The organism is Acidovorax sp. GW823-FHT05D11, assembly GCF_058795695.1.
In genome coordinates, this window is record NZ_CM179502.1 from 5,274,601 (window position 1) to 5,291,468 (window position 16,868).

13 protein-coding genes are annotated in these 16,868 nt (G+C 69.6%); 3 read left to right on the forward strand and 10 right to left on the reverse strand.

The window, feature by feature from the left end; all coding sequences use genetic code 11:
• Nucleotides 1-3: 3 nt before the first annotated feature.
• The 6 genes from AC3RCE_RS24305 to AC3RCE_RS24330 form a co-directional block, all read right to left on the reverse strand.
• Entirely contained in the window at nucleotides 4-729 is a 726-nt protein-coding gene (locus tag AC3RCE_RS24305) for an ABC transporter ATP-binding protein (protein WP_218297914.1), read from the reverse strand.
• The gene (locus tag AC3RCE_RS24310) at nucleotides 722-1,495 is read right to left on the reverse strand and encodes an ABC transporter ATP-binding protein (RefSeq protein WP_218297915.1); all 774 of its coding nucleotides are present in this window, start codon (nucleotides 1,493-1,495) and stop codon (nucleotides 722-724) included. Before AC3RCE_RS24310 ends, AC3RCE_RS24305 begins: the two co-directional genes overlap by 8 nt.
• Nucleotide 1,496: 1 nt before the next feature.
• A complete protein-coding gene (locus AC3RCE_RS24315; protein ID WP_218297916.1) occupies nucleotides 1,497-2,492 on the reverse strand; it encodes a branched-chain amino acid ABC transporter permease in 996 nt (331 codons plus the stop codon).
• A 1-nt stretch (nucleotide 2,493) separates the two neighbouring features.
• Nucleotides 2,494-3,366 carry a branched-chain amino acid ABC transporter permease gene (locus AC3RCE_RS24320; protein ID WP_492254144.1) on the reverse strand — a complete coding sequence of 291 codons (873 nt, stop codon included), beginning with the start codon at nucleotides 3,364-3,366 and terminating at the stop codon, nucleotides 2,494-2,496.
• Nucleotides 3,367-3,701: 335 nt separating this feature from the next.
• A complete protein-coding gene (locus tag AC3RCE_RS24325) occupies nucleotides 3,702-4,889 on the reverse strand; it encodes an ABC transporter substrate-binding protein (protein ID WP_492254145.1) in 1,188 nt (395 codons plus the stop codon).
• 331 nt (nucleotides 4,890-5,220) lie between these two features.
• Nucleotides 5,221-6,000, reverse strand: a complete 780-nt coding sequence (locus tag AC3RCE_RS24330; RefSeq protein WP_492245240.1) for a GntR family transcriptional regulator — start codon at nucleotides 5,998-6,000, stop codon at nucleotides 5,221-5,223.
• Between the two features lie 287 nt (nucleotides 6,001-6,287).
• Between AC3RCE_RS24330 and AC3RCE_RS24335 the strand changes: the two genes are divergently transcribed.
• Together AC3RCE_RS24335 and AC3RCE_RS24340 are read left to right on the forward strand one after the other, a co-directional pair.
• Nucleotides 6,288-7,334: an aromatic ring-hydroxylating dioxygenase subunit alpha gene (locus AC3RCE_RS24335; RefSeq protein WP_218297919.1), complete on the forward strand. Its 1,047-nt coding sequence runs from the start codon at nucleotides 6,288-6,290 to the stop codon at nucleotides 7,332-7,334.
• The gene (locus tag AC3RCE_RS24340; protein WP_369643667.1) at nucleotides 7,331-8,296 is read left to right on the forward strand and encodes a PDR/VanB family oxidoreductase; all 966 of its coding nucleotides are present in this window, start codon (nucleotides 7,331-7,333) and stop codon (nucleotides 8,294-8,296) included. Before AC3RCE_RS24335 ends, AC3RCE_RS24340 begins: the two co-directional genes overlap by 4 nt.
• 212 nt (nucleotides 8,297-8,508) lie before the next feature.
• Here the strand turns inward: AC3RCE_RS24340 and AC3RCE_RS24345 are convergent, their stop codons facing one another.
• From AC3RCE_RS24345 to AC3RCE_RS24355, 3 genes are all read right to left on the reverse strand, one after another.
• Nucleotides 8,509-8,859 (reverse strand): HPF/RaiA family ribosome-associated protein, encoded by a 351-nt coding sequence (locus tag AC3RCE_RS24345; protein WP_218297921.1) that lies wholly within the window; start codon nucleotides 8,857-8,859, stop codon nucleotides 8,509-8,511.
• Nucleotides 8,860-9,103: 244 nt separating this feature from the next.
• Nucleotides 9,104-11,113 carry a CHASE2 domain-containing protein gene (locus AC3RCE_RS24350; RefSeq protein WP_492254146.1) on the reverse strand — a complete coding sequence of 670 codons (2,010 nt, stop codon included), beginning with the start codon at nucleotides 11,111-11,113 and terminating at the stop codon, nucleotides 9,104-9,106.
• Nucleotides 11,085-14,657: a TonB-dependent receptor domain-containing protein gene (locus AC3RCE_RS24355; RefSeq protein WP_492254147.1), complete on the reverse strand. Its 3,573-nt coding sequence runs from the start codon at nucleotides 14,655-14,657 to the stop codon at nucleotides 11,085-11,087. The genes AC3RCE_RS24350 and AC3RCE_RS24355 overlap by 29 nt, the downstream gene beginning before the upstream one ends.
• 297 nt (nucleotides 14,658-14,954) lie before the next feature.
• On the opposite strand from AC3RCE_RS24355, the gene AC3RCE_RS24360 reads away from it, so the two are divergent.
• Nucleotides 14,955-15,827 (forward strand): gamma-glutamyl-gamma-aminobutyrate hydrolase family protein, encoded by an 873-nt coding sequence (locus AC3RCE_RS24360; protein ID WP_218298053.1) that lies wholly within the window; start codon nucleotides 14,955-14,957, stop codon nucleotides 15,825-15,827.
• Nucleotides 15,828-15,854: 27 nt separating this feature from the next.
• On the opposite strand, the gene AC3RCE_RS24365 is transcribed toward AC3RCE_RS24360, so the two are convergent.
• Nucleotides 15,855-16,823 carry a LysR family transcriptional regulator gene (locus AC3RCE_RS24365; RefSeq protein ID WP_492255433.1) on the reverse strand — a complete coding sequence of 323 codons (969 nt, stop codon included), beginning with the start codon at nucleotides 16,821-16,823 and terminating at the stop codon, nucleotides 15,855-15,857.
• Nucleotides 16,824-16,868: the final 45 nt, after the last annotated feature.

Consider the following 16,868-nt stretch of genomic DNA (forward strand, 5'->3'; position numbering starts at 1 on the left):
GATCTACCGCGCCACGCCCAGCAGGCGGCCGAGCAGCTCGGGCTGCGCCTGCAGCTCGGCGGCCGTGCCGGTGTGCACCACGGTCCCCCGGTCCAGCACGGCGGCCTGGTCGGAGATCGCCAGGATGGCCTGCGGGTGTTGCTCCACGATGATGGCCGACAGGCCTTCTTCGCGCGTGATGCGGCGGATGGCGCGCAGCAGCTCTTCCACGATGATGGGCGCCAGGCCTTCGAGCGGCTCGTCGAGCAGCAGCAGGCGCGGGTTGAGCACCAGCGCGCGGCCCACGGCCAGCATCTGCTGCTCGCCGCCCGACAGTTGCGTGCCCAGGTTGGTCTTGCGTTCGGCCAGGCGCGGAAACATTTCGTACACGCGCTCTGGGGTCCAGGGCCGGGCACTGGAACCCTTGCGGCCGGGGCGCGCCACGGCCGTGAGGTTCTCGTGCACCGTGAGCGACTTGAAGATGTTGCGCTCTTGCGGCACCCAGCCGATGCCGGCCGCCGCGCGCTCGTGCGAGGGCAGCCTGTGCAGCACGGCACCGCCCAGCGACACGCTGCCGCCATGCTGGCGCGTGGCCCCCGCCAGGGTGTTGATGAGCGTGGTCTTGCCGGTGCCGTTGCGGCCCAGCAGCGCCAGGGTGTCGCCCTCGGCCAGCGAGAGGGAGATGCCTTGCAGCACCACGGCCTCGCCGTAGCCCGCGCTGAGGCCTTCGATCTTCAACAGCTCAGGCATGCGCATCCTCCCCATGCCCCAGGTACACGGCCTTCACCTGCGGGTCGTTGGCAATCGTGTCCGGGTCGCCCTCGGTGAGCACCGTGCCGTTGACCAGCACCGTCATGCGGTTGGCAAAGCTGAAAACCAGGTCCATATCGTGTTCGATCAACAGCACCGAGACATCGGCGGGCAGTGCCGCCACGGTCTGCAGCAGTTCTTCGCGTTCGCCCGCAGGCACGCCGGCCACGGGTTCATCCAGCAGCAGCACGCGCGGCTCGCAGGCCAGGGCGATCGCGATCTCCAGCAGGCGGCGCTTGCCGTAGGCCAGCACGCGCGTTTCCTCGGCCATCACGGAGGTCAGGTGGAACTGCTCGAGCAGTTGCTCGCAGCGCTCGGTGACCGCACGGCGCGCGCCCAGCGGCTGCCACCATTTGCCGCCCAGGCCCTGGTGCTGCGACACGGTGAGCGCCAGGGTTTCCAGCGGCGTGAGGCTGTCGAACAGCTGGTTGATCTGGAAGGTGCGCACCATGCCGCGCGCCACACGCTGATGCGGCGCCAGGCGCGTGATGTCCTGCCCTTCGAGCACGATGGAGCCTTCGGTGGGCTCCAGCACGCCGGTCAGCAGGTTGATCAGCGTGGTCTTGCCCGCGCCGTTGGGGCCGATGAGCGCATGGCGTGCGCCCTTTTTCAGATCGAGCGTGACGTTGTTCGTGGCCGTGATGCCGCCGAAGCGCTTGACCAGTCCCTGCGCCGACAGCACGGTGGTGGAGGTTGTCGTGTTCATATCAATGGCCTCCCGCGCTGGAGCTGGCGCCGGGCTTGCGCCCGGCGCGGAACCATGTCCAGGGGCGGAACAGGCGGTCGCGCCCGACCAGCACCAGCACCACGAGGAACAGGCCGATCCAGAACGTCCAGTACTGCGGCGTGACGGAGGAGATCACGTCCTGCAGCAGCTTGAAGCCCACGGCGCCCAGGATGCCGCCGTAGAGCCAGCCCACGCCGCCGATCACGAGGATCAGCATCACGTCCGCAGAGCGGTGAAACTCGAACAGGTCGAGCGATGCAAAGCCCGTGGTCTGCGTGAGCAGCGCGCCCGCGGCGCCCGCCAGTGCGGCGGCCAGCGTGTACACCTGCGCCAGCTTGGCCGTGACGGGGATGCCGATGGCCATGGCGCGCAGCCGGTTGTCGCGGATGGCCTTGAGCGTGGCGCCGAACGGCGACTGCACGATGCGCCGCGCGATGAGGAAGAACACCAGCAGCACGGTGAGCGAATACCACGCCGCCGTGCGGCCATACAGGTCGAACTCGAACTGGCCGAGCACCGGGCCCATCACCACGCCCTGCAGGCCGTCGGCGCCGCCGGTCAGCCAGTCGAGCTTGTTGGCCAGCTCCAGCATGATGAGGCCCACGCCCAGCGTGACCATGAGCCGCGTGAGGTCGGTGCCGCGCATGATGGTGAGCGAGGCCACCGCCCCCAGCACCGTGGCCGCCGCGATGCCCACCGCCAGGCCCACCAGCGGGTCGGGCATCACGTGCTTGGCGAACAGCGCCGCCGCATAGCCGCCCAGGCCGAAGAAGGCCGCATGGCCCAGCGACACGATGCCGGTGTAGCCCAGGATCAGGTCCAGCGACAGGGCGAACAGCGCCACGATGGCGATCTCGTTGATGATGAGCGCATGGCTGGGCAGCGCCAGCGGCGCCACGAAGGCCAGGATCCAGAAGATGGGTTCCCACCAGCGAAAGCGCCGGGCCTTCAAGAGGATGGAGGTCTGAGCGTTCATCTCATTTCCCTCCCTTGCGGACAAACAGGCCCTGGGGCCGCCAGATCAAAATCACGATCATGAGGCTGTACACGATGAAGGCACCCAGCTTGGGGATGTAGTACTTGCCCGCCACGTCGGCGATGCCCAGCAGCAGCGCGGCCAGCAGCGGGCCGGTGATGGACGAGGTGCCGCCCACCGCCACCACGATCAAAAAGTAGATCATGAACTTGAGCGGGAAGCTCGGGTCCAGACCCAGCACCTCGGCGCCCAGCGCTCCGCCCAGCCCCGCCAGGCCCGAGCCAAACGCGAAGGTGGACAAAAACACGATGTTCACGTTGATGCCCATGCCGGCGGCCACGCGCTGGTCGTCCACGCTGGCGCGCAGGCGGCTGCCGAAGCGTGTCTTGGTCAGCACGTACTGCAGCCCCACCGTGAGCGCCGCGCACACCGCGATGATGAACAGCCGGTAGTGCCCCATGCCCAGCATGAAGGCGCCGCTGCCGATCTCGGTGCGGCCCTTGAGCCATTCGGGCAGCTGCATGATCTGCTGGGTGGAGCCCACAAAGTAGTCCACGCTGGCCACGGCCATGAAGACCAGCCCGATGGAGAACAGCACCTGGTCCAGATGCGCCTTGTTGTAGAGCGGCCGGTACAGCGTGCGCTCCAGCACCGCCCCCAGCAACGCCGTGCCGACAAAGGCCAGAGGCAGGCACACCAGAAACGGCACGCCCAGCCGCTGCATCAGCAGCACCGTGATGTACCCGCCCGCCATGGCAAAGGCACCGTGCGCCAGGTTGATGAAGTTCATCAACCCCATGGTCACGGCCAGGCCCACCGCCAGGATGAACAGCAGCATGCCGTAGGCAACGCCGTCGAAAAGAATGGTCAGCATGAAATCACTTCAATGAAGACGAACAAGAGTCATGGGCTCGTGCACGGCGCCCTGGCTTCGGCAGGCTCAGCCTGAACGGGTGGCGCCTCTCCACAAGCTCAGCCTGAACGGTGACGCCCTGGCTTCGACATGCTCAGCCCGAACGGGTGGAGGAAAGAGGGCCACCGACCCCAAAAACTGGCACGCCCCACACCGGATGGAAAACCGCCCCCGCCCGCAACAACCGGCGCGCCCCAGGCCAGTGCCACCGTGGAACTGGCTTCGCCAGGCCACGGGTGGCGTCCCCCTGTAGGGGGAAGGCGCGAAGCGACTCAGGGGGGCTTCCTATCCAGGGGTTACTTGGTTTTTCCGGGGTCCTTCACATCCTTGATCACATCGAACTCCACGTTGTAGAGCTGGCCGTTGACCCGCTCCACCTTGCGCAGGTACACGTTCTGCACGATGTCGCGGGTCTGCGCGTCGATGAACACCGGGCCGCGCGGGCTCTCGAAGACCTGGCCCTTCATCGCGGCCAGCAGCGCGTCGCCGCCGCCCGCGCCCTTGGTGGTGCGCAGCGCTTCGTAGATCACGCGCATGCCGTCGTAGCCGCCCACGGCCATGAAGTTGGGGCGCAGACCCTTGTTGGCCTTTTCGAAGGCGTCGACGAACTTCTTGTTCAGCGGCGAGGGGTGCGCGGCCGAGTAGTGGTGCGAGGTGACCACGCCCAGGGCGCCGTCGCCCATGTCGTTGAGCTGGTCGTCATCGGTCACGTCGCCAGTGGCGATGAGCTTGATGCCGGCCTTGTCCATGCCGCGTTCCAGGAACTGCTTCATCACCGCGGCGCCCGCGCCCGAGGGCACGAAGACGAACAGCGCGTCGGGCTTAGCGTCGCGCACCTTTTGCAGGAAGGGCGCGAAGTCGGGGTTGCGCAGCGGCACGCGCAGGGCCTCGGTCACCTGGCCGCCGTTGAACGTGAGGCGCTGGTTGAAGTACTTCTCGGCGTCGATGCCGGGACCGTAGTCGCTCACCAGCGTCACCACCTTCTTGATGCCGTTCTTGGGCGCCCAGTCGGCCAGGGCGACCGACACCTGGGGCAGCGTGAAGCTGCTGCGCACCACGTAGGGCGATGCCTCGGTGATGCTCGACGTGGCGGCCGCCATCACCACCAGCGGGGTCTTGGACTGCGTGGCCAGCGGCGCCGTGGCCATGGCCGACGGCGTGATGCCCATGCCGGCGAGCACGTTCACCTTCTCGTTCACCACCAGTTCCTGGGCCAGGCGGCGCGTCACGTCAGGCAGGCTGGTGTCGTCCTTGACGATGAGCTGCACCTTCTTGCCGGCCACGGTGTCGCCGTTCTGCGCCATGTAGAGCTTGGCGGCGGCCTCGATCTGGCGGCCCGTGGTGGCCTGCTGGCCGGTCATGGGCAGGATGAGGCCGATCTTGAAGACGTTGTCCTGCGCCGACGCGGGCACGGCGGCCAGGAGGCCTGCGGACAAAGCCAGGGCGGCAGCGGCCGAGGCGCGAAGAAGGTGGCGTTTTTGCATCGTTGTCTCCTGTGGAATGTCGTTGTATACAGCAACTGCTGGCCGGAGTTTGGAGCGTGGGGCGTCATTTCACAAGTGGGATTTCCGACTTTTAGATATCGCCAAATGGGATAACTAAGCCTTCCGCCGGGTGCCCTGGGGCGGCACCCCTGCCCTTCGGGCGCAGAGGGCAGCCACGGGCTGGGCCCACCCGGACTCGCCGGGGCCGCGCCCGCCTGCTTCATGCGCGGCACCCTGGAGGGCCGGCAGAAGTCCACATCGCCGCAGTATCAAAAAGATAGCTGCTGGCGCTTTCCACATATGCCCCAAACCCCATTTTTCCGCCCAAGAATCACCCGCGCTCGCGGATGAGCCCCACCCCCGGCAGCCCCTGCACCTGCGCCGCCTGCACGGCCGCCAGCAGGTTGCGCCGGGTGATGCGCGAGTGTTCGCGCATGATGGCCTCCGCCCGCGCGCCCTCGCGGCGTTCGATGGCATCCAGGGCCTGGCGGTGCTGGTCCTGCGCCACCACCAGCATGTCGCGCGCCGCGTGCGAATGCGTCTGGACCACCACGAAGGCCGAGGGCGACGCGAAGGGCAGGCCCTTGACGCGGTCCAGCTCGCGCGCAATGACATCGCTGCCCACCATGCGGCTGAGCAGCAGGTGAAAACGCGCGTTGAGCTCCACGTAGCGCGCGAAGCCCTCGTCGTCCAGCGTGCGCGGAACCAGGGCGGCATCGATGTCGTCCAGGCAGGCGTGGGCCTGGGCCAGCACGGTGGCCTCCACGCCGCGCTCGGCGGCCAGGCGCGCGGCCAGCCCTTCCATGGTGCCGCGCAATTCGATGGCATCGGCGACATCCGTCTCGGAGAAGGTGCGCACCGCATACCCACCCCCGGGCAGCCGGTGCAAAAGCCCTTCCTGCTCCAGCCGCATCAGCGCCGCGCGGATGGGCGTGCGCGACACCCCCAGTTTTTCCACGAGCGTCAGTTCGGCGATGCGCGCACCGCCCGGCAGCTCGCCCGCCAGGATCATCTCGCGCAGCCGCAACTGCGCCTTCACGGCCTGGGAGGCGCCCGCGTCAGCCACGGGGGAAGGACCGGAAGCGGTCAAGGGGTCGTCGTTCAGATTCATGGGGGAACTCCACGCCCGGCCTTGCGCAGGCCGGCGAAGAAATACACAGACAGAGGCGCCATGTGGCGCCCCTCAATGTATACAGAAATTTCCCCCTGGATTCACAACACGCCCAGCAAAATCAATCAAAACAACAACTTATAGGCCATGCTAATGTGCGATAGCTGATTTCGCTGATTTTTATGTATACAGCGCCGCCGGCATTTCGCACAATTCGGACCAGCGCCCAGGCTTTGCGGCCGTGCAGCCCCGGGCCCCACGACCCCCACAGAAAGAGACAAACCGCCATGTATCCCAAGAACGCCTGGTACGTCGCCTGCACACCCGACGAAATCGCGGACAAGCCCCTGGGCCGCACCATCTGCGGCGAGAAGATCGTGTTCTACCGCCCCGCGCCCGACCAGGTCGCCGCGCTCGACGACTTCTGCCCCCACCGGGGCGCACCGCTGTCGCTGGGCACCGTGTGCGACGGCCACCTGCAATGCGGCTACCACGGCCTGCGGGTGGAATGCACGGGCAAGTCGGTGTCCATGCCCGGCCAGCGCGTGCAGGGGTTTCCCAAGGCGCGCAGCTTTCCGGTGGTGGAGCGCTACGGCTTCATCTGGGTGTGGCCCGGCGACGCGGCCCAGGCGGACCCGGCCACCATCCACCACCTGCCCTGGGCCGACAACCCCGAATGGGCCTATGGCGGCGGGCTGTACCACATCGCCTGCGACTACCGCCTGATGATCGACAACCTGATGGACCTCACGCACGAGACCTACGTGCATGCCACCAGCATCGGGCAAAAGGAAATCGACGAGGTGCCCTGCAAGACCCGCGTGGAGGGCGACGAGGTCATCACCAGCCGCTTCATGGAAGGCATCGAAGCCCCGCCGTTCTGGAAGATGGCGCTGCGCATGAACGGCCTGCCCGACGACCAGCCCGTGGACCGCTGGCAGATCTGCCACTTCACGCCACCGAGCCACGTGCTGATCGAGGTGGGCGTGGCGCTGGCCGGCCACGGTGGCTACGACGCGCCGGCCGACAAGAAGGCGTCGAGCATCGTGGTGGACTTCATCACGCCCGAGACCGAGACCTCCATCCACTACTTCTGGGGCATGGCGCGCAACTTCAAGCCGCAAGACCCGTCGCTCACCACGCAGATCCGCGAGGGCCAGGGCAAGATCTTTGCCGAAGACCAGGAAATGCTGGAGCTGCAGCAGCAGAACCTGCTGCGCTACCCCGAGCGCAAGCTGCTCATGCTCAACATCGACGCGGGCGGCGTGCAATCGCGCAAGGTGCTGGACCGCGCCCTGGCGGCCGAACGCGCGCCCGCGGAGCAGCCGGCATGACCGCGCAGGAGACCCTGCAGGTCCGCGTGGCCAGCAAGCGGGCCGAGGCCGAAGGCATCGCCAGCTTCGAGCTGGCGCGCGTGGACGGCGCGGCGCTGCCCCCTTTCAGCGCGGGCTCGCACATCGACGTGCACCTGCCCGGGGGGCTGACCCGGCAGTACTCGCTGTGCAACGCCTCGCACGAATCGCACCGCTACCGCATCGCGGTGCTGCGCGACCCCGCTTCGCGTGGCGGCTCGGTTGCCATGCACGACAGCGTGCACGAGGGCGACGTGATCACCATCAGCACGCCGCGCAACCACTTCGCGCTGCACCCGGCGCAGCGCACGCTGCTCCTGGCGGGCGGCATCGGCGTGACGCCGCTGCTGTGCATGGCCGACCGGCTGGCGCACACGGGCGCCGACTTCACGCTGCACTACTGCACCCGCTCGGCCGAACGCACGGCGTTCGCCGGCGAGATCGCGGCCTCGGCCATGGCGCCGCACACGCAGTTCCACTTCGATGCGGGCGCTCCCGGCCAGAAGCTCGACCTGCCCGCGGCGCTGGCCGGCCCCGGGCCCGACAAGCGCCTGTATGTGTGCGGCCCCCCGGGCTTCATCGACCACGTGGTGACCACCGCCAAGGCCCTGGGCTGGCCGCAGGACCATATCCACCTCGAATACTTTGGCACCCCCGCGCAGGACACCTCGGGCGATCAGGACTTTGACGTGCGCATTGCCAGCACCGGCAAGGTCTACCGCATTGCCTGCGATGTGTCGGTGGTGGAGGCCCTGCGCAGCGAAGGCATCGACATCCTGACCTCGTGCGAGCAGGGCGTGTGCGGCACCTGCCTCACGCGCGTGCTGGAGGGCGAGGTGGACCACCGGGACATGTACCTCACCGACGAAGAAAAAGCGGGCAACGAGCAGTTCATGCCCTGTTGCTCGCGCGCGCGCAGCAAGCTGCTGGTGCTGGATCTGTGAAATTGACCTCCCCCTGAGTCGCCCGTGGCTCCGTCCTCCTGAAGGGGGACGGAGCCCCCGAAGCGGGGCGGTTGTTGCTTGGCGGGCCTCGCGGGGGGCACGCCCAGCTCATGCACCCGCTCCAGGACAAACACCAGGCTCCTGGAAAAGCTCCTGAATTTATAGCTGCCAGCGCTTATCCATCAAGCGCTGGCGGCCAATTTCATTCAAAACTACTCTTCCACCGCCGTCCGGATGGTGTCGCGGCCGTGGCGGTCCTTGGCCCGGCCCAGGTCGGTATCGAGGGCGCGGCCCAGCTTGTCGGCGGCACCGATGAAGGCGTTGGCCATCTTGTCGGCTTCGTCGGTCACGGTGATGGGCTGGCGACCCGTCACGCGCGCTTCGATGCGGCAGCGCTTGTCGTTGGCGCCGGACTTGCCCGCATCCAGGTCCGACAGAAACACCTCCAGCCGCGTGACGTGATCCTGAAAGCGCGACAGGCGGCTTCTGGATTCATCCGTGATCCACTGCGCGAGCGACTCGCCGCCGTGGATGTGGTCGTCTGTGTTGACGTGTACTTGCATCGGGGTTCCTTTCAGATGACGTTGCTTGAGAAACCTGTCTGACTGGGAGTCGTCGGCTGCGGATTGGCCGCAGCGGTCCATTTTTTTACCGTCTTTGGCCCCATGGCTCGGCCATGGGGCTGCAAATCCAGCAAAACCATCCTCGCTGGGCCAATCTTCGCTTCGACGCTCCAGGTCAGACAGGCTCCTGACCCCATGATGGCACCGCGGGCCATGTCCCCGGTGAATACATGTCAAAACATCCTCACAACTTGTCCAGCGCCACGGCGGGCGACCAGTCGCCGCCAGCGGGCAAGGCGCGCGCCAGGGCCACGCGCTCCTGCAGGCGCAGCGCCGCCGCATCGCCGGGCACGCGCGCCAGCACCTGCGCCAGATGGCCATTGGCGCGCTCCCAGTCGCGCGCATGGAAGGCGCCCAGCGCCGCCAGGCTGGCATCGCGCACCACGGCATCGTCGCAGGGCGTGAACACGCGCACCGGCTCGGTCTTGCCCTTGACGATCACATCGTCCAGCGCGCGCAGCGTCACCGAGGCGGGCAACTGCGCGGCCGTGGCGGCCGACAGCAGGATGCCCGTGCCAAACGCCTTGTTGGCCCCCTCCAGCCGGGCCGCGAGGTTCACCGCGTCGCCGATCGCGGTGTACGAGAAGCGCTGTTCCGACCCGACGTTGCCCACCACCACCCGCCCCGTGTGCAGGCCGATGCGCATGTGGATGGGCGGCAGCCCCCGCGCCACGAGGTCGGCCACCAGCGCCTGCATCGCCTGCTGCATGGCGATGGCCGCCTGCACCGCATGCGCGGCATGCTGCGGGTCGTCCAGCGGCGCGCCCCAGAACGCCATCACGGCATCGCCGATGAACTTGTCCACCGTGCCGCCGCTGGCATGCACGATGGGCGTCATCGCGTTGAAATAGCCGGTGAGGACCTCCACGGTCTGCTCCGCGCTCAGCTGCTCGGACAAGGTGGTGAAGTTGGCCAGGTCGGTGAACATCAGCGTCACCTCGCGCGCCTCGCCGCCCAGGCGCATCAGCCCGGGCTGCGCGATGAGGCGCGAGACCACGGCGGGGGGCACGTACTGCGCGAACATCGCCCGCGTCTGGCGGGCCCGCTGGCGCACGATGGCAAAGCCCACGAGCGCGGCCGCGCCATAGACGGCCACCGCGGCCGCGGCGGGCAGCAGCGGCGGCCACCAGAGGCGAAAACCGGCGAACAGCCACCACGACACCGCCCCCATCGCCACCACCAGCGCCCCCGTGAGCGCCGCCGCGCCCGCAGGGTGCAGGCGGCGGCTGCCCCACAGCAGCACGGGTACCAGCAAGGCGGTGAGCGCGAGCGTCCAGCCCTCCGAAACGCTGCGCAGCCCGCCGCCGGACAGGAAGTTGTCCACCAGCGTGGCCTGCAGCTCCACCCCCGGGAACAGCCGCTCGCCCCCCGCCGTGCCAAACGGCGAATTGAAGAGATCGGCCTGCGAGCGCGTGAGCTCGGTGGCCGTGCGCGCCGAGCGCCCCACCAGCACGATCTTGCCTTTGAAGAAGCCCGCGGGCAGCAGGCCCGGCTCCAGCGCCTGGTAGTACGAGCGCGTGTCAAAGGTGCCACGCGGGCCCCGGTAGCCAATCCAGTCGAAGTGGCGCAGCACCGGCATCTGGCCGCGCGCCTCGGCCGCGCGCTGCGCCAGGCGCAACGCAAAACTCTCGCGCGCCACCGGGGCGCGGCGCACCACGAAGTCGTCGTCCGGCTCCACGCCGGCATCGCCCGCATCGGCACCGGCGTCCAGAAAACGCTGCAGCGGCAGAACGTCCATCCACAGCGCGGCGTTGGCGCTGTCGATCTTCTCGCGGGTGGCGGCCAGGACCACGGGGCCGGTCTCGGCGATGCTGCGCGCCAGGGCGGCGTCTTGCGCCTCGGTGGACGGGTCGGCGAACACGATGTCCAGGCCCACGGCGGCGGCGCCCTCCGCGTGCAGGCGCCGCAGCAGGGCCGCATGCATGCCGCGCGGGAACGGCCAGGTCTGCTGCAGTTCCTGGAAGGTGGGTTCGTCGATCGCCAGGATCACCACGGGCAGGCCCGGACGCTGCGGCGCGGCCAGGGCCGTGAGCACGTCGAAGGTCTTGAACTCCAGCGCGTGCCACGGGCGGCTGAGCGTGGCGGCGCCCACCAGCAGCAGCGCCAGCGCGCAGGCCCCCAGCGACAGCAGCCGCTGCCGGCGCCGCGCGGTGGGCGCGGCAGGCTCAGAAGCGGTAGCGCGCGTCCAGGACATAGCGGGTCTTCCTGCGGTCCGACTTCGGCGCCCACAGGTTCATGGCGGCCACACCCACGACCCAGTGCTTGTCCTGCGATTCCCAGAACCCCATGAGGTCCACGCCCCAGCCCGGCGCGATGCGCGTGAGGTTCTCCTTGTCCTCGAAGCGCTCCGACCGGTACACCGCGCGGCCGCTCAGGTACAGCCGCTGCGGGCTGGCCCAGGTGGCGCCCACCGCCAGCGTGTGGCGCGGGATGTAGGGGATGCGGCCCACGGGCACGTCCGCGTCGTGGCTGCGGCTTTCGCTGCCCTGGTAGAGGTACTTGGCATAGCCCGACCAGCGCCGGCTGAACATGTGGTTGAGGCCCGCGCCCAGGGTTTTGAGCGTGCCGGAGTCGAAGCTGGGCGTGTCTTCCAGCAGGTCGGTGGTCGAGAGGTTGACGAGCTGCGCGTTGCGCATTTCTTCGAGGAACGGCAGGCTGGGCGTGCGCAGGTCCACGCCCACGGTGCCGGGGTTGCGCACGCGCAGGTGGTCCGCGCGCAGGCTCAGGAAGGTGCTCGCACCCAGCTCCAGGCCCACCTGCGCCACGGTGCGCTTGTGGCGGCCGCCGGCCTCGACCAGACGGTCCTCGACGGGAATTCCCGCCGTTTCCACGCTGGTGAGCGTCGATACGCTGAGCGGGCGCAGCCAATCCTGGTAGGCCATGCGCACCGTGGTGCCCTGCGCTGGCTGCCAGACGAGGCCGACGCGCGGCGTGACCACGCGTTCCATCTCGGCGCGGCGCGCCTCCTCCTCGCTGAAGTGGTCCAGATTCACCAGGTAGCTCTGCGTCAGGCCATCGACGCGGTGGCGTATCTGCTGCAGGCCCAGCGCCGCATCCAGGTTCAGCGCGGGGTCCAGGCGCTGGGTCGTGGCCAGGGTCAGGGCGGTGTAGCGCCGGTCCACGCGGTTGTACCCGCCCACCAGCAGGTAGTCGCGGTACTCGCCCACGCCCGGGATGTTGGCGCCCACGGCCGCCTCGCCCCCGATCAGGTTGTTCTGGCGTTCGCGCACGTGCTCCAGCGCCACGCTCCAGCGGCTGCCGGGCGCGGTGTCCACCGTATGGCGCAGTTGCAGGTCGGTGAACTGTTTCTTGGGTTCGCTGCTCACGCCCATCAGGCTCACGAAGGGCGGCTGCAGATACAGCGTGGGGTAGCGCAGCAGCAGGATGTCCTCCACGCTGCGCCCCAGCTTGATCCAGGTCTGCTCGGTCGGCCCCCAGCGGTAGGACATGCCCAGGGCGCCCTGGGTGCTCTTGTTGTCCATGGAGGTCTCGAACAGGTTCTGGCTGCGCAGGCGCATGTCGAACTGGTTCACATAGGCAAACAGGTTGATGCGCTCGGTGGGCTGCATGCCTGCGCCCACCGTGACCGCGCGTGCGCGCACGTCGCCATAGCCGCCCCGCACGGCCGGGGCATCGTTGACCTGCAGATCGAACGGAAACTCGCTGGCATTGGCCGACTGCGCCTTGAAGAACCACGACACGGGCACGTGGGTGTTGTCCATGCCGTTGAGGGTGACCGCGGGCGCCCGCATGCGGTACAGGTCCTTGTCCAGCGTCACCCCCACGGCCCCGTGCGCGCCCGGCTGCTGCAGCAGCGACGAATACCGCTGGCTCGCGCCAAACGCCATCGGGTCCGTGAGGAAGCCCTGGAACAGCGCCGAGTTCTTGTTGAACTCGCCCGGGTAGCGGTCCGCCAGGAACAGGTGGCTGCCGCCCCAGTACGGGTAGAAGCTCTGCTGCGCCAGCTCCAGCGCCCAGTCCTCCATGCCGAAGAACGCGAGCGAGGCGCCCAGGTTGGCGCTGCCCTTCTGGTCATTGGCCACCTGGTTGAGGGACTTGAGATAGGGCATGCGTTCGACGGCGGCGCGGGCCGCCTCCACGGCCTCGCCAGGCTGGAACAGGTCGGTGTGGATCTGCGCGAGCAGCATGTACGGGACGGGGTCCTTGTCGTCCAGGGCGCTGGCCTGGTGCAGCGTGGCCAGGGCATCCTGGTGGCGGCCGAGCTGGTAGTACGCCACGGCCGTCCAGGTCTTGGCGCGCGCGTAGCGGGGCTCCATCACCCCGGCGCGCAGGAACACGTCGAGCGCGGCCTGCGGCTGGCCCTGCTTGAGGTGCAGCAGCCCCTGCCCCGTGAGCGCCACATAGTCCGCCGGGTTCTCGCCGAGCGCCGTGTTGAATGCCTGGCCCGCTTCCGTGAACTGGTTGGCGAAGGTCTCCAGCGTGCCCAGTTCGCCCCAGGCGCCCGGGCTCTGCGGCGCGAGCGCCAGGGCCTGCTTCAGGCTGGCGCGGGCCGGGCCGGAGTCCTCGCGCTCCGTGTGCGCGCTGCCCAGGCCCTGCCAGCCGCGCGCGTCGCCCCCGGCCAGCCGCGTGGCCTCGGTGTAGGCCGCCAGCGTGGCGGGCGCATCGCCCCGGCGGCGGGCCAGCTCGGCGCGCACCAGGGCGATCTCCGCGTGCGCGGTGCCCTGCGCCGGGGCCAGCGTGGCCGTGGCGTCCTCCACGCGGTCGCTCAGCATCTGCGCCCGGGCCAGCTGGGCCACCAGCGCGGGCTGCGCGGGCCAGTGCTGCAACGCCGTGCGCAGGGTCTGCGCGGCGGCGGCACCATCGCCGTCCATGAGCTGCAGGTCCGACTGCATCAGCCACGCGGGCAGCGGGGCGGCGGCCGGCGCGGCGGCGGCGAGCTGGCGCGCCAGCAGTTCGCGGGCGGCCAGGACCTCGCCGGCCTGCAGCGCGATGGCGGCGTCCATCACCGCCGCCCACGGTGCGGGCGCCTGGCCCCGCGCCTGCGCCAGCGCGGCGCGGGCGGTGGCCAGATCGCGGGCGGCCAGCGCGGCGCGCACCGGCGCGAGCGGCGGCGGCACGGGCTCGGCGGCGAGGTGCGGCACGGGGTCGGCGCGCAGGGCGTTCACCCACTGGATGCGGTCGCGCGGCTGGCTCAGCACGAGCTTGACCGGGGCCTTGCCCACCTCGGCGATGGCGGCCTCGTTGGCGCCCACCGAGACCTGGCCCTGCGCATTGGAGAACTCCACCGTGCCCGACAGCACCGTGAGCAGCGTGCGGCCATCGTCCTCCACGGCGAGGTCCCAGTCCGTGCCGCGGATCGCGGCGGTGGCGGCCGGCGTCTCCAGGTTCAGCCGGCTGCCATCGGCCCGGCGCGTCTGCGTCCACGCGCGCCCGGCGTTGAGCAGCAGGGTGGTCACGGGCTGGGCCGGCGTGGCCACGCCCTTGACCTGCAGCACGGTGTTCTGGTGCAGGCGCAGCTGCGTGTCGTCGGCGAACAGCAGGGCCATCTTGGCGGCCTGGCGCGTGCGCACGAAGTCGCCCGTGGCCAGGGCCTGGGCGGGGCGGGCGGGCTGCCAGTCGGCGGCGGCCGCGGCGCGCTGGTCGCCCGTACCCTGCAGGCTGACGATCTCCGCGGCCGCGCCCGCGGGCACGGCCGCGTGGCCGGAGAGCGGCCAGGCCAGGGCGGTCAACGCGGCCAGCGCCGTGAGGGCGGGCAGGCAATTCTTCTTGTGGGGCATGTCGTGGACTTTCGGGGAAGGCTGGAATGGCACCCGCCGGGCGCAACCTCCCTGGCGCCCGGCGTGCAGAAATTATCACGAGCCCCGGCCCCGCAGCCCCCCGCCTACACGCTGCATGCGCTTGCATTTTCATGAAGAAAGCCACATTTCGCAGCATCAAGTCACGGCCCGGGGATCGCGCACCACCCCGCACGGCCCCTTCCTACAGACGCCGTGCGGGGTCGGTGCTACAAATTGGCATACCCCTTGCATCGCACCGGGTGCACACCATTTGCGTACTGCCCGGAGCCCTCCACCATGCCCGCTTCCCGCCGCCTCAAGATTGGTCTGTCCGCCTGTTTCCAGCATGCCGACCCCACCCGCCCGCTTTTCACCGGCAAGACGCTGCAGTATGTCGAGCAGTCCATCGCGCACTGGCTCATGTCCGCCGGCGCGATGGTCGTGATGGTGCCCTGTCCCACGGGCGAGACGGCGCGCGGCGACGTGACGCTCGCGCACTACGCCGACTGGCTCGACGGCGTGGTCATGCACGGCGGCGCCGACGTCTGGCCGGGCAACTACGGCGAGGAACCGCTGCGCGAGGAGTGGCTGGGCGACCGGGTGCGCGACCTGTACGACCTGGCCGTGGTGAAAGCGTTCGCCGAGGTGCGCAAGCCCATCTTCGGCGTCTGCCGGGGCCTGCAGCTGATCAACGTGGCGTTTGGCGGTGCGCTCTACCAGGACCTGCAGACCCAGCACCCCGGGGCGCTGGAGCACCGCAACGCGACCACGTACGACCAGCATTTCCACGACATCCATATCGTGCCGGACTCGCACCTGGCCAAGCTGTATCCCGACACGCCCCGCGCCCGCGTCAACAGCATCCACCACCAGGGCATCAAGCGGGTGGCGCCGGATTTTGTCGTCGAGGCCCTGAGCGAACCCGACGGCGTGCCCGAAGCGATCCGCCTGAAGCCCGCGCCAGGGCGCGGCTACATCGCCGCCACGCAGTGGCATCCGGAATTTCACAAGGTGGGCGCGGACACCTTGGACGACACCGCCATCCTCGACGACTTCCTGTCCGCCTGTGCGCTGGCCAAGGCCAACCCCCCGCCGCACCGCGGCCCCCTGCGCATCCGCGACCGGGCGACACGGATGCTGCGGCAGGCGCTGCACAGGACCCGGGAGTGAGCGCACGCCGCGCCCGGGCGCGGCGCCTCAGGCGGGCTGCGCCCGCACGGCTTGCCCGGCCTTGACCTCGGCGCCCGGGCCGCCGGCCAGGGCCGTCCCCACCACATCCTCCATCTGCGCCCGCAGCCAGCGGTGCGCCGCATCCTGCTGGTAGCGCGCGTGCCAGACCAGGTACATCGGCAGGCGCGGGCAAGGCACCGGCACGGGCGCGCTGGCCAGCGCCGAGAGCGCCGTGCGGCCCAGCAGCGAGGGGGCGGTGGTGAGCAGCGGCGTGCCGCGCACGAAGGCGGGCAGCGCCCCGAAGCCCGGCACGCGCACCGCGAAGCGGCGGTGCAGGCCGCGGGCCGCCAGCTGGCGGTCCAGCGCCAGGCCGCGGTGCGCCTCATAGGCCACCGTCACATGCGCCGCCGCGAGATAGTCCTGCGCGTCGCGCGGCGCCTCGCGCACGGCAGGGTCGTAAAACACCCGGTACTGGTCCTCGAACAGGCGCTTTTGCAGGATGTCGGTGCCGTCCGGCGGGCGCGGGGTGATGGCCAGCTGGCATGCATCCGAGCGCAGCAGGTCCGCGCCGGGCGCGCCGCTGGGCACGATGCGCAGCGTGACATCGGGCGCGGCCTCGCGCAGGCGGGCGGCCAGGGGCGGCAGCAGCAGGTCGCGCTGGAAATCGTTGGCGGCCAGGGTCAGGTCGGCCCGCCAGCGGGCGGGTTCGAACGCGCAGCCCTGCGCGAACTGCTGCATCTGGCGCAGCAGCTCGCGCGCCGGCGCCGCCAGGCTTTCGGCCCGCGCGGTGGGCACGATGCCCCGCCCCCGCTTGACGAACAGCGGGTCGCCCGTGATGGCGCGCAGCTTGCCCAGCAGGTGGCTCACCGCCGACTGCGTGACGCCCAGGCGGGCGGCGGCGGCGGTGATGCTGCCGGTTTCCAGCACCGCCACCAGCAGTTGCAGCAGGTGGGCGTCCAGGCCGGACCAATCATCGATTCTGCTCATGCGTTCGATGATCTTTGCCCCCTTCATCTTTGGCAATGCACGCCCGACACTGCG

Bases quoted from the DNA above. Each gene is read 5' to 3' on its own strand.
- AC3RCE_RS24320 (WP_492254144.1), bottom strand. From the start codon at position 3,366: ATGCTGACCATTCTTTTCGACGGCGTTGCCTACGGCATGCTGCTGTTC.
- AC3RCE_RS24335 (WP_218297919.1), top strand. From the start codon at position 6,288: ATGTATCCCAAGAACGCCTGGTACGTCGCCTGCACACCCGACGAAATC.
- AC3RCE_RS24305 (WP_218297914.1), bottom strand. From the start codon at position 729: ATGCCTGAGCTGTTGAAGATCGAAGGCCTCAGCGCGGGCTACGGCGAG.
- AC3RCE_RS24345 (WP_218297921.1), bottom strand. From the start codon at position 8,859: ATGCAAGTACACGTCAACACAGACGACCACATCCACGGCGGCGAGTCG.
- AC3RCE_RS24325 (WP_492254145.1), bottom strand. From the start codon at position 4,889: ATGCAAAAACGCCACCTTCTTCGCGCCTCGGCCGCTGCCGCCCTGGCT.
- AC3RCE_RS24350 (WP_492254146.1), bottom strand. From the start codon at position 11,113: ATGTCCTGGACGCGCGCTACCGCTTCTGAGCCTGCCGCGCCCACCGCG.
- AC3RCE_RS24330 (WP_492245240.1), bottom strand. From the start codon at position 6,000: ATGAATCTGAACGACGACCCCTTGACCGCTTCCGGTCCTTCCCCCGTG.
- AC3RCE_RS24340 (WP_369643667.1), top strand. From the start codon at position 7,331: ATGACCGCGCAGGAGACCCTGCAGGTCCGCGTGGCCAGCAAGCGGGCC.
- AC3RCE_RS24360 (WP_218298053.1), top strand. From the start codon at position 14,955: ATGCCCGCTTCCCGCCGCCTCAAGATTGGTCTGTCCGCCTGTTTCCAG.
- AC3RCE_RS24315 (WP_218297916.1), bottom strand. From the start codon at position 2,492: ATGAACGCTCAGACCTCCATCCTCTTGAAGGCCCGGCGCTTTCGCTGG.
- AC3RCE_RS24355 (WP_492254147.1), bottom strand. From the start codon at position 14,657: ATGCCCCACAAGAAGAATTGCCTGCCCGCCCTCACGGCGCTGGCCGCG.
- AC3RCE_RS24310 (WP_218297915.1), bottom strand. From the start codon at position 1,495: ATGAACACGACAACCTCCACCACCGTGCTGTCGGCGCAGGGACTGGTC.